Below are 11322 nucleotides of genomic sequence, written 5' to 3'. Positions count from 1 at the left end.
GACCTGATCCTCAAGACGGCCTGATGAGGATCAGGTCAGCACGCACGTTGCGGGGGCGGGGTCAGTCGCCGAGCACCTCGGCCATCGAGTCGACGAGGGCCGGGAAGCCCTTGTCCCAGTACACGGAGAGCGCCGTGGGGGGTGACACGGACGAGACGGGCGCGGTGCCGACGATCTGCGCGACCTTGCCGGCCTTGACGGCGGGGATGGCCTGCAGCTCCTTCTTGGTGAGGAACGTCTTGGCGTCCTCGGGCGTGTAGGCGTAGTCGACGACGAAGTCGGACGTCAGCTTGTCGAGCTCCTCGTACGACAGGGCGTAGAAGAACCCGCCGTTCGACGTGTCCAGCTCGGCCACGGACGGGGCGACCTTCACGCCGAGCCCCTCGAGGAAGCCGGCGCGCGGGTCGGCCTGCGGGTAGACGTACACCTTGCCCTCGGTGGGCGAGTCGACGATCGCGGCGAAGGTCTTGCCCGCGAACTCGGGGTGCTTCGCGGCCTTGTCGGCGACGAAGTCGTCGATGTCGGCGAGCACCTTGTCGCCCGCAGCGGAGCGGCCGAGCGCCTCGGCGGTGATCCGGATGGTGTCGTCCCACGGGGTGGTCCAGGCGGTGTCCGGGTAGGCGACGACCGGGGCGATGTCGCTGAGCACCTTGTACTGCTCCTCGGTGAGGCCCGAGTACGGGGCCACGATGAGGTCGGGCTTGGCCTCGACGAACTCCTCGTAGGGGACGGAGGCGCCGGCCTCGGGGTCGTCGAGGATGGTCGGCTTCGGGGCTCCTGCCTCGTCGTACGCCTCCTCGACCCAGGGCAGCAGCGCGTCCTCGCCCACGGTCCAGACCTGCTCGGCCACCGCGACCGGGTAGACGCCCACGGAGATGGCGGCCTCGGTGGAGCCCCAGCCCCACGTGGCGACGCGCTCGGGGGCCTTGTCGATCACCGTCTTGCCGAAGGCGTGCTCGATCGTGACGGGGAACTCGTCGGTGGCGCCCGACGCCGTCCCGCTGGGGGCGGCGGAGTCGTCGCCCTCGGCGGAGTCGCCGGAGGCGCACCCCGCGAGGGTCAGGGCGGCGGTCGCCGCGAGAGCGGCGGCCGTGGCGAGAGGACGGCGAAGACGCACGGGTTCTCCTCGGTGTGCTCGCACCGTCTCGGCGCGAGAGGAACAGTAGTGAGGAAAGCCTAACCTATGCTGAAGCGCCGCTGTGCGTCCGTCCCAGCGGGACGACGAGCGGAGTGCCCGACACCGGGTCGGGCACCACGCGCGCTCGCAGCCCGAAGGCGGCGTGGACGGTCGCCTCGGTCAGGACGTCCCCCGGACGACCCTCCGCGACCACCTGCCCGGCACTCATCACCACGAGGTGGTCGGCGTACCGGGCGGCGAGGTTGAGCTCGTGCAGCACCATGACGACGGTGGTGCCGCGGGTGCGGTTCAGCTCGGACAGGAGGTCGAGCAGGTCCACCTGATGGGCGACGTCGAGGTACGTCGTGGGCTCGTCCAGCAGCACGATGTCGGTCTCCTGCGCGAGCACCATCGCGATCCAGACGCGCTGGCGCTGTCCGCCGGAGAGCTCTGCGACCGGGCGGTCCGCGAGGTCGGCGACACCGGTCGCCTCCAGGGCGTGCAGCACCGCGACGTCGTCGGTGGAGCTGTGCCGGCCGAACCAGCCCTGGTGAGGGTAGCGGCCGCGGGACACGAGCTCGGCCACCCGCACGCCGTCGGGGGCGATCGACGCCTGCGGCAGCACGCCCACGCGACGCGCCAGCTCCTTGCGGGACAGCGCGCCGACGTCCTCCCCGCCCAGGGTGACGCGACCGCCGTCGAGCGGGTGGAGCCGCGCCAGACCGCGCAGCAGGGTCGACTTGCCGCACGCGTTGGGCCCGACGATCGCCGTCACGCTCCCCGCGGGAAGCTCGAGGTCGAGCCCCTCGATCACGGGCCGCCCGTCGTAGCCCAGGCTGACGCCGTGCGCGCGCAGGGTGACGTCGGTCATGCGAGGGACTTCCTTCCGTCGGTGGCGAGCAGCCACAGCAGGTACGGGGCGCCGATCAGACCGGTGACGATGCCGGTCGGGGCCTCGATGCCGAACAGCAGGTGCTGGCCCACCACGTCGGCCGCCAGCACCAGCAGCGCCCCGGTGAGGACGGACGCGGTGAGCGCGGCCCCGCCGTCGTCCACCAGACGGCGCGCGATCGCGGGCGCCACGAGCGCGACGAAGGCGAGGGGACCGACGAACGACGTCGCCGTGGCCACCAGGCCGACCGCCAGCAGCAGCGAGACGACCCGGGCGGTGTCGACCGGCACGCCGAGCGCGCGGGCGTGGTCGTCGCCGAGCGCCAGGGGCGACTGCCAGCGCGACACCAGGGCGACGCCGGCCCCGAGCACCAGCACGGCGACGGCGAGGGTCAGGAGCTCGACGCCACGCACGTCGGCGACGCTGCCCACGGTCCACAGCAGCGCCGACTGCGCCTCGCGCACGTCGACGCTCGCCAGGAGCCACGCGAGCAGCGAGGAGCACAGGTAGGCGAACCCGACGCCGACCAGCACGAAGCGGATGGAGTGCAGTCCGCGGCGCCACGCGAACAGCCAGATCAGCAGCGCCACGACGAGCGCTCCGGCGAACGCGGCACCGGACACCGCCAAGCCGGTGAGCCCGGCGACGAGCAGCGCCCAGACGGCGCCGAGGCTGGCGCCGCTGGCGATGCCCAGGATGTCGGGGCTGGCCAGGGGGTTGCGCAACGTCGTCTGGAAGAGGGCGCCGGCGAGGCCGAAGGCCGCACCCGCGAGGACGGCCGTCTCCAGGCGGGGCAGCCGCAGCCGGTGCACGACGAACACGTCCACGTCGGAGCCGACGCCGAAGAGGGCGGCGAGAGCGCGGCCGGGCGACAACGACGCCTCCCCGAGCGTGAGGGCGAGGGTCGCGACCGCGACGAGCAGCACCGCGAGGGTGGCCAGGACGATCGTGAGACGGCGGCGCCGCCGGGCGCGCGGGGCGGCCACCGGGGAGACGGCGGCGCCGGGGGCGAGCGTGGTGGTCTCGGACACGTCAGACCCCCGCCACGGACTTGCCGCGCGCGACGGCGACGAGGACGGGGGCGCCGAGAGCGGCGGCGACGACACCGGCCTCGAGCTCGGAGTGCGGCAGCACGAGTCGCCCGATGACGTCGGACCCGAGCAGCATCACCGGCCCGAGGAGCGCGGTCAGGGGGACGATCCAGCGGTAGTCCGTGCCGACGAGCCGACGGGCGGCGTGCGGCACCGCGAGACCGACGAGGGCGATCGGGCCGGCGAGCGCGGTCGCGCCGCCGGCGAGCAGGACGACCGCCGCGGCGGTGAGCCCCCGGGTGAGGCCGACGCGCTGGCCCAGGGCCCGGGCGACGTCGTCGCCGAGCGCCAGCATCGTGAGGCGGTGGGCGAGCGCGGCCGCGAGCACCAGCCCGATGGCGACGAAGGGCCAGAGCTTGTCCAGCGTCTCCGTCCCGCGGCCGGTGAGCGAGCCGACCGCCCAGAACCGGTAGGTGTTGAAGGCCGTCGGGTCGCGCAGCAGGACCAGGGTGATGAGCGGGGTGATGAGGGCCGTGACGGTGGCGCCGACGAGCGCCAGCTTCACAGGCTGGCCGGCGCCGATCGAGAAGACGAGCAGCGCCGCCGCCGCGGCGCCCGCGAACGCGAACCACACGAAGCCGAGCGGCGCGGTCACGCCGAGCAGCGAGACGGCCACGACCACGGCCAGCGACGCGCCGGCGTTGAGGCCCAGCAGGCCGGGGTCGGCGATGGGGTTGCGCGTCACGCCCTGGATGAGCGTGCCGGCGACGCCGAGCGCGGCGCCCGCCGCCAGGCCGATGAGGGTGCGGGGCACGCGCTGGTCCAGCACGACGTCGTGGTCGACGTTCCCGGCGACCGGGTTCGTGAGCGCCTGCCAGACGGTGGCGAGGTCGATGTCGCGCACCCCGAGCGCGAGGCTCGCGGCGACGATCGCGAGGAGCGCCACGAGTGTCAGGGCGACGACGAGCACCCGACCGCGGGTCCGGCGTGCGACGAGGGCGGCGGCCGGCCGGGAGGTGGTCGCGACGGTGGTGGGCGCGGTCATCGGGCCTCCCTGTCGACGTCGGGCAGGCCGTCGCCCGGGGTGGCGGGGTCGAGCGGCGCGGCAGCCTGGGTCCGCCGGGTGAGCCGGTGCGCGACCCAGGCGACGAGCGCCACCACGGCTCCGCCGACGACGGCGAGCGTCACGGGGTTGCGCAGCCCGACGGCGAGCGCGCCGTGCACCGCCGCGGTGCCGATCGTCGTCCAGATCCCCGCCCACACCGCGCAGCCGGCGAGGAGCGCCACGAGGTAGCGGCCGAACGGCATGCGCAGGTAGCCCGCGGCGAGGTTGACCAGCGTCTGCACCCCGACGGTGAGGAAGGACAGCGTGACCGCCGGCGGGCCCCATCGGTGCACGCGGTCGATCACGGTCGCGGCTCCGGGACGGGCGAGCAGGTCGGCCACCCGGCCGCGGGCGGTCCCGCGCGCCACGCCACGGCCGGCCCAGTAGGTGGCCTGCGCGCGGACGAGCACGATGGCGAACGCCGCGACGTACACCACCCAGAACGGCACGCCGGCGATCGTGAAGACGCCGGAGTCGGCGGCGGCGTCCTCGGACGCCCGCACGATCGCGGAGGTGGTCAGGTGCACGGCCTCATTGTGCCCGAATGAGGTATGGCTGCCCTAATTCGCTCGACCCGGGTCGGTGCCGGCAGCGGCGCGGCAGGTGGCGCACGTGCCCCAGAGCTCGATGGTGTGGTCGATGTCCGCGAAACCGTGCGCGGCGCCGACCGACGCGGCCCACGCCTCGACGGTGGGCCCGTCGATCTCGACCGCCCGCCCGCACGCCCGGCAGACCAGGTGGTGGTGGTGCTCGCGGCGCGCGCAGCGACGGTAGAGGCTCTCGCCGTCCTCGGCGCGCAGCACGTCGACGTCGCCGCCGTCGACCATGGCCTGCAGGGTCCGGTAGACCGTGGCGAGCCCGACGGCGTCGCCCCGCGCGTGCAGGAGCTCGTGGAGCTGCTGCGCGCTGCGGAACTCGTCGGTCTCGCCGAGCGCGTCGGCCACGGCGGCCCGCTGCCGGGTCATCCGGGGCGGCTGGCCCGTGCCGGTGCGGGGGCTGGTCGCGTTCACGGCGTGCACTCCTCGTGGGCGGCGCCCCGCGGGGTGGCGGCGACCGCGACGTCGTCGGGGATGTCCGGGTGCGGGTCGACGGCCGGGCGGCGGCGGGTGAGCAAGGGGTGCAGGAGGGCGACGACGGCGTAGACGGCGATCGCGAGCACCACGATGAGCGCACCCGGCGACACGTTGTGCCAGTAGGTGATCGACAGGCCGGTGACGCACACCGCGACCCCGATCACGGACGCGACCAGCATGGTGCGGCGGAACGACCGGGTGACGAGCTGGCCGATGGCGACCGGCACGATCATGAGCGCCGACACGAGCAGCAGGCCGACCACCCGCATCGCGACCGTGACGGTGAGCGCGGCGAGCACGGCCACCGCCATGTTCAGGGCCCACACCGGCAGGCCGGAGGACACGGCGAACTCCTCGTCGTGGCTGACGGAGAACAGCGCGGGACGCAGCCCGAGGCCGATGAGCAGGATCACGCCGCAGAGCGCGACGGTGACCCACACGTCGGACAGGGTGACGGACGAGATCGAGCCGAACAGGTAGGCCATGAGGCTGCCCGAGGACCCGCCGGCCAGGCCGATGATCAGCACGCCGCCGGCGATGCCGCCGTAGAAGAGGATGGCGAGGGCCAGGTCCCCGGACGTGCGGCCGCGGCGGCGCACCACCTCGATGAGCACGGATCCGGCGACGGCCGCGACCACGGCGCCGGGCACGGCGAGGACGTCGTCGGGCACGAGGCCCATCGCGGCGCCGACCAGCCAGCCGACCGCGACACCGGTGAGGGCGACGTGCCCGATGCCGTCGCCCAGCAGGGCGAGCCGGCGCTGCACGAGGTACGTCCCCACGACGGGCGCGCTCAGGCCCACGAGCAGGGCCGCGACGAGCGCCCTCTGCATGAACGGGTCGGTGACCATCTCCCACAGGCCGCTCACGGTGCCACCTCGTCCTCGGTGCTCTCGGGTCGGGCCTCGAAGGGCCCTTCGGCCAGCCGCACCTCGTCGGTGCGCGGCCGGTAGGTCGGTTCGGCGTGCGGGTGCACGTGCTCGTGCGCGTCGCCGCCGTGCTCCGGCCGGGGCGTCGGCGGGGCGCCGTCGTGCACCACGCGACCGTGCCGCAGCACGACGGCGCGCTGCACCAGCGGTGCGAGCTCGCCGAGCTCGTGCAGCACGACGAGCACCGTCATGCCGTCGTCGACGAGCCTCGTCATGGTCGCGGCGAACGACTCCTGGCTGGGGCGGTCGACGCCCGCCACCGGCTCGTCGAGCACCAGCAGCTCGGGCTGCCGCACCAGGGCACGGGCGATCAGCACGCGCTGCTGCTGCCCGCCCGAGAGCTGGTGCGTCGCGAACCGGGCGCGGTCGGCGAGCCCGACCAGGTCGAGAGCCTCGCGCACCTGGGTGCGCCAGCCTCGCGGGAGGCGCAGCCGGCGGCCGTGCAGCAGCCCGGACGCGACCACCTCCGCCGCGGTCGAGGGGACGCCGGCGACGGCGCTGACGCGCTGCGGCACATAGCCGACGCGGGACCACGGCACGTCGTTGCCGAGGGCGTGCCCGAAGAGCCGCACCTCGCCGGACGTCGGGGGCAGCACGCCGACCAGCGTGCGCACCAGGGTGGACTTGCCCGAGCCGTTGGCGCCGAGCAGCGCCACCACCTCGCCGCGCCGGACCGTGAGGTCCACGCCGCGCAGCACCGGGCTGGCCCCGAGCCGGACGTGCACGCCCCGGGCCTCGATGGGCGTGTCCGGGGGCGTGCCCGCCGTCGCGCCCGTCGGTGCCTGGCCGCTCGGTGCCTGGCCGCGTGCCCGGGAGGGTGCGGAGCCCGCATCAGGGGTCGTCATGAGCACTGGAGCCCTTCGGTGAGCGCGGCCAGGTTGTCCTGCATGACCGAGACGTAGTCCGCCCCCGACGCGACGGCGTCCTTGGACAGGCCCTCGAGCGGGTCGAGGACGGCGGTCTCGACCCCGATGTCCTTCGCGAGCGTGTCGGCGACCTTCGGGCTGGTCAGCGTCTCGGTGAAGATGGTGCTGACGTCGTTCTCCTCGACGATCGCACCCACCTCGCGCAGCCGCGCGGGGGAGGGCTCGGCCTCCGGGTCGAGGCCGACGATGCCGATCTGCTCCAGGTCGTAGCGCTCGGAGAGGTAGCCGAACGCCGCGTGCGAGGTGACGAGGGTGCGGGTGGCGCACTCCTTCAGGCCGGCGGAGAACTGCCCGTCGAGCTGGGTGAGGGACTTTGCCAGCGCGTCGGCGTTCTCGGCGTACGTCGCGGAGTGCTCCGGGTCGACGGCGCCCAGCTGGGCCGCCACGGCGTGGCCGACGTCGATCAGCCGCGTCGGGTCGAGCCAGAAGTGCGGGTCCACCGCGGCTTCGTCGCCGTGGTCGTGCCCGTCGCCCTCGCCCTCGCCGTCGTCGACCACGGCGTCGTCGGCCGTGCCGGGGTGCGCCTCGAGCGTCACGACGTCGCTCGTGTCGACCACGTGCTCGGGGCTCTGGGTGTCGATCGCGTCGTCCACGGCGGCCTGGAAGCCGGACGAGTAGACGACGAGGTCTGCCGTGCCGATCTCGCGGACCTGGGCGGGGGAGAGCTCCAGGTCGTGGGGTTCCGCTGCCGGCGGCGTGAGGTTGGAGACGGAGACCAGGTCCCCGCCCACCTGCTCGGCCACGTACTGCAAGGGGTAGTAGGAGGCGAGGACCTCGAGCGTGCCGTCGGAGGCGCCCTGGTCCGTGGGGGCGCACGCCGCCAGGACGGCGGGCAGCGCGAGGGCGGGCAGGGCGGCGAGGGCCGCGCGTCGGCGAAGCATGAGAACGATTCTCAGAAAGATGAGAACGATTGTCAACTCGGCGCGGAACGGAGCAGCGCGGAGCGCCGGGCGTCCAGGTGGGACCGGAGCGCCGGTTCGGACGTCAACGACGCCGCACGGTCGAAGGCGGCGGCGGCCGCCGTGGCGTGACCGAGCCGGGCGAGCAGGTCGGCGCGCACCGCCCACGCGGGCTGGAACCGTGCGGCGCGGTCGCCCAGCGTGTCCAGGGCGGCGAGGCCGGCCGCCGGCCCGGCGGTCTCCGCGACGACCGCCGCGCGTGCGACCGCTCCACCGAGGGAGGGCGCCACCTGCTGCAGCGCGTCGTGCAGCCGGAGCAGCGCCGGCCAGTCGGGCGGCTCGCCCGGTCGCCGGGCGCAGTGCATGGCCTGGACGGCGGCCTCCAGCTGGAACCTGCCCAGCGTGCCCCGCGCGTGCGCCGCACGCAGGTGCGCGTGGGCCTGGGCGATCGCGTCGGCGTCCCAGCGGGCCGGGTCCTGCTCGGTGAGCGGCACGAACCGGCCGAGCGCGTCGGTCCGGGCGCCCGCCCGGGCGGACGAGAGCAGGACGAGGGCTGCCAGGCCGCGCACCTCCGGGTCGTCCGGCTGGAGCTGGGCGAGCACCTCGGCGAGGCGCAGCGCCTCCGAGGGCAGCCGGCGTGGCTCGGACGCTGCCGTGGACCACTCCACGACATAGGCGCCGTAGACGGCCTCGAGGACGTCGGCCATGCGGCCGGGCAGCACCGAGCGGTCCGGGATCGTGAACGGCACGCCCGCGTCCCTGATCCGGCGCTTGGCACGCACGAGCCGGGTCGCCATCGTCGCGGCCGGCACCGAGAAGGCGGGCGCGACCTGCGCGGCCGTGAACCCGAGCACGGTCGTGAGCATGAGGGGGGTGCGCGCCACGGGGTCGACGGCGGGGTGCGCGCACACGAGCATCAGCTCCAGGCGCCGGTCTCCGACGGCGTCGGGATCGACGTCCTCGAGCCGCACGGGCGCGTGCCGCTCGGGGGCCAGGGGCGTGGTGCGGCGTACCTCCGCCGACCGCTGCCGGTCGCGCAGGCGCCGCCGCGCCACGGTGAGCAGCCAGCCGGCGGGGTTGTCGGGCACCCCGTCGTCCGGCCACGTGCGCAGGGCTCGCTCGAGCGCGTCGCCCAGGGCGTCCTCGGCGGCCTGCAGGTCGCCGGACCCGGCGGCCAGCAGCGCGACGAGGCGGCCGTAGCCGTCCCGCGCGGCTGCGGCCGCCGCGGCGTGCGCGGCTCCCGTCGCGGTCACGGGCTACCTACTACTCGGCCGGGCCGTGCCCGGTCCAGGCGCCGTCGACCACCGACGTCGCGACCGGCCGCACCTCGACGGAGCCGTAGGTGGCGCCCGGGCACCTCTCCGCCCAGGCGAGCGCGGCGTCGAGGTCCGGCACGTCGACGACGAAGACGCCCGCCAGCGCCTCCTTCGTCTCCGCGAACGGGCCGTCCTGCACCTGGGTGGTGCCGGTGCGGCGCGTGACGGTGGTGGTGGCGTGCGAGAACTGCAGGATCTCGGCGCCGACGAGCACGCCGGCGCTCACGAGCGCGTCGGCGTACTCGGAGAACAGCCGTTCCATCTCGGCGATGCCCTCGGCGGGGAGGTCGCCGGGGGCCGGCTCAGGGTTGTGCAGCAGCAGTGCGTAGCGCATCGGTCCGTCTCCTTCGTCGGGCCGGTCATGGCGGTCATGGCCGGTCATGGTCGGTCATCGTCGTGCGTACCCCCATGACGATCGAGCGCACCGTCGATCGTCACCCGCCGCCGGTGGCGCGTCGACCGGACGGGCGCCGAGGTCCCGGCAGTCGTGCCCGGTAGGCTGGTGCCACCGCAGCCGGTCGACGTCGGGCCCCGACGTGCCGAGGCCGCGGTGTTCCCCGCACCGGCCCCACGAGCCACGTGGCGGCCCGACACCCAGGAGTGATCCGTGGCAGCACCGTCCCCCACCGCCAAGCTCGACGCCGTCGTCTCCCTCGCCAAGCGGCGAGGCTTCGTGTTCCAGTCCGGCGAGATCTACGGCGGTACGCGTTCCGCGTGGGACTACGGGCCCCTCGGCGTGGAGCTGAAGGAGAACATCAAGCAGCAGTGGTGGCGCGCGATGACGCGCCGCGACGACGTCGTGGGCCTGGACTCCGCCGTCATCCTGCCCACCCCGGTGTGGCACGCCTCGGGTCACCTCGGTGCGTTCAACGACCCGCTGACCGAGTGCCTCAGCTGCCACAAGCGGTTCCGCGAGGACCACATGATCGAGGAGTTCGAGGAGAAGAAGGGCCGCGCGCCCGAGGGCGGCCTCGCCGAGATCGCGTGCCCGAACTGCGGCACCCGCGGGCAGTGGACCGAGCCCCGCGACTTCAACATGATGCTCAAGACGTACCTGGGCCCCGTCGAGGACGAGTCCGGCGTGCACTACCTGCGGCCCGAGACGGCGCAGGGCATCTTCGTGAACTTCTCGAACGTCGCGGCGGCCTCGCGCAAGAAGCCCCCGTTCGGCATCGCGCAGATCGGCAAGTCGTTCCGCAACGAGATCACGCCGGGCAACTTCATCTTCCGCACGCGCGAGTTCGAGCAGATGGAGATGGAGTACTTCGTCGCCCCGGGCACGGACGCCGAGTGGCACCAGTACTGGATCGACACGCGCATGGCCTGGTACACCGACCTCGGTATCGACCCCGAGAACCTGCGCCTGTACGAGCACCCGGCCGAGAAGCTGTCGCACTACTCGACCCGCACGGTGGACATCGAGTACCGGTTCGGGTTCACGGGGAGCGAGTGGGGCGAGCTCGAGGGCATCGCGAACCGCACCGACTTCGACCTGAAGACGCACTCGGAGCACTCCGGCAAGGACCTGTCGTTCTTCGACCAGACGACGAACGAGCGCTGGCTGCCGTACGTCATCGAGCCGGCCGCCGGCCTGACCCGCTCGCTCATGGCGTTCCTCGTCGAGGCGTACGCCGAGGACGAGGCGCCCAACACCAAGGGCGGCGTCGACAAGCGCACGGTGCTGCGCCTGGACCCGCGCCTCGCGCCGGTCAAGGCGGCCGTGCTGCCGCTGTCCCGCAACGAGGCCCTGTCGCCCAAGGCGCGCGACCTCGCCGCCGAGCTGCGCCGGTCCTGGAACGTCGACTTCGACGACGCCGGGGCCATCGGCCGCCGCTACCGCCGCCAGGACGAGATCGGCACGCCGTTCTGCGTCACGGTCGACTTCGACACCCTCGAGGACGACGCGGTCACCATCCGCCACCGCGACACCATGGCGCAGGAGCGCGTCGCGCTGGCCAAGGTCACCGCCTACCTGGGGGAGCACCTCGCGGCGTTCTGACCCCGCGCCCACAACGACGGGGCCCGGGTCCGCAG

Annotated in this window: 12 protein-coding genes; 1 reads left to right on the top strand and 11 read right to left on the bottom strand. The window is 74.2% G+C overall.

The genetic code is table 11. The annotated features are described in order from the left end of the window. Positions 1–61 precede the first annotated feature (61 nt). From ACFT55_RS15050 to ACFT55_RS15000, 11 genes are all read right to left on the bottom strand, one after another. A complete protein-coding gene (locus ACFT55_RS15050; RefSeq protein WP_380244649.1) occupies positions 62–1117 on the bottom strand; it encodes an iron-siderophore ABC transporter substrate-binding protein in 1056 nt (351 codons plus the stop codon). Positions 1118–1181: 64 nt separating this feature from the next. Continuing rightward, positions 1182–1988 (bottom strand): ABC transporter ATP-binding protein, encoded by an 807-nt coding sequence (locus ACFT55_RS15045; protein ID WP_380244648.1) that lies wholly within the window; start codon positions 1986–1988, stop codon positions 1182–1184. Then, complete coding sequence (locus ACFT55_RS15040) at positions 1985–3040, bottom strand: FecCD family ABC transporter permease (protein ID WP_380244647.1); 1056 nt, start codon at positions 3038–3040, stop codon at positions 1985–1987. The genes ACFT55_RS15045 and ACFT55_RS15040 overlap by 4 nt, the downstream gene beginning before the upstream one ends. 1 nt (position 3041) lies before the next feature. Then, complete coding sequence (locus tag ACFT55_RS15035) at positions 3042–4085, bottom strand: FecCD family ABC transporter permease (RefSeq protein ID WP_380244646.1); 1044 nt, start codon at positions 4083–4085, stop codon at positions 3042–3044. Next, the gene (locus ACFT55_RS15030) at positions 4082–4672 is read right to left on the bottom strand and encodes a DedA family protein (RefSeq protein ID WP_380244645.1); all 591 of its coding nucleotides are present in this window, start codon (positions 4670–4672) and stop codon (positions 4082–4084) included. Before ACFT55_RS15030 ends, ACFT55_RS15035 begins: the two co-directional genes overlap by 4 nt. 33 nt (positions 4673–4705) lie before the next feature. Then, positions 4706–5110, bottom strand: a complete 405-nt coding sequence (locus ACFT55_RS15025) for a Fur family transcriptional regulator (RefSeq protein ID WP_380244651.1) — start codon at positions 5108–5110, stop codon at positions 4706–4708. Between the two features lie 41 nt (positions 5111–5151). Then, positions 5152–6069: a metal ABC transporter permease gene (locus tag ACFT55_RS15020; RefSeq protein WP_380244650.1), complete on the bottom strand. Its 918-nt coding sequence runs from the start codon at positions 6067–6069 to the stop codon at positions 5152–5154. Positions 6070–6083: 14 nt separating this feature from the next. Continuing rightward, positions 6084–6992, bottom strand: coding sequence for a metal ABC transporter ATP-binding protein (locus ACFT55_RS15015; RefSeq protein WP_380244644.1), 909 nt, complete (start codon positions 6990–6992; stop codon positions 6084–6086). Next, positions 6989–7954 carry a metal ABC transporter solute-binding protein, Zn/Mn family gene (locus ACFT55_RS15010; protein ID WP_380244643.1) on the bottom strand — a complete coding sequence of 322 codons (966 nt, stop codon included), beginning with the start codon at positions 7952–7954 and terminating at the stop codon, positions 6989–6991. The genes ACFT55_RS15015 and ACFT55_RS15010 overlap by 4 nt, the downstream gene beginning before the upstream one ends. A gap of 32 nt (positions 7955–7986) precedes the next feature. Then, positions 7987–9225 (bottom strand): RNA polymerase sigma factor, encoded by a 1239-nt coding sequence (locus ACFT55_RS15005; protein WP_380244642.1) that lies wholly within the window; start codon positions 9223–9225, stop codon positions 7987–7989. Positions 9226–9235: 10 nt separating this feature from the next. Continuing rightward, a complete protein-coding gene (locus tag ACFT55_RS15000; protein ID WP_380244641.1) occupies positions 9236–9622 on the bottom strand; it encodes a YciI family protein in 387 nt (128 codons plus the stop codon). A gap of 273 nt (positions 9623–9895) precedes the next feature. Between ACFT55_RS15000 and ACFT55_RS14995 the strand changes: the two genes are divergently transcribed. Then, positions 9896–11287: a glycine--tRNA ligase gene (locus ACFT55_RS14995; protein ID WP_380244640.1), complete on the top strand. Its 1392-nt coding sequence runs from the start codon at positions 9896–9898 to the stop codon at positions 11285–11287. The last annotated feature ends 35 nt before the right edge of the window (positions 11288–11322 follow it).

The organism is Isoptericola sp. NPDC057191, from assembly GCF_042670225.1.
Taxonomy (GTDB): Bacteria; Actinomycetota; Actinomycetes; order Actinomycetales; family Cellulomonadaceae; genus Isoptericola.
This window is presented reverse-complemented; position numbering and strand designations above follow the sequence as displayed.

Coding starts and splice junctions, on each gene's coding strand:
- ACFT55_RS15020 (WP_380244650.1), bottom strand. CDS start 6,069: ATGGTCACCGACCCGTTCATGCAGAGGGCGCTCGTCGCGGCCCTGCTC.
- ACFT55_RS15045 (WP_380244648.1), bottom strand. CDS start 1,988: ATGACCGACGTCACCCTGCGCGCGCACGGCGTCAGCCTGGGCTACGAC.
- ACFT55_RS15010 (WP_380244643.1), bottom strand. CDS start 7,954: ATGCTTCGCCGACGCGCGGCCCTCGCCGCCCTGCCCGCCCTCGCGCTG.
- ACFT55_RS15025 (WP_380244651.1), bottom strand. CDS start 5,110: ATGACCCGGCAGCGGGCCGCCGTGGCCGACGCGCTCGGCGAGACCGAC.
- ACFT55_RS15000 (WP_380244641.1), bottom strand. CDS start 9,622: ATGCGCTACGCACTGCTGCTGCACAACCCTGAGCCGGCCCCCGGCGAC.
- ACFT55_RS15015 (WP_380244644.1), bottom strand. CDS start 6,992: ATGACGACCCCTGATGCGGGCTCCGCACCCTCCCGGGCACGCGGCCAG.
- ACFT55_RS15035 (WP_380244646.1), bottom strand. CDS start 4,085: ATGACCGCGCCCACCACCGTCGCGACCACCTCCCGGCCGGCCGCCGCC.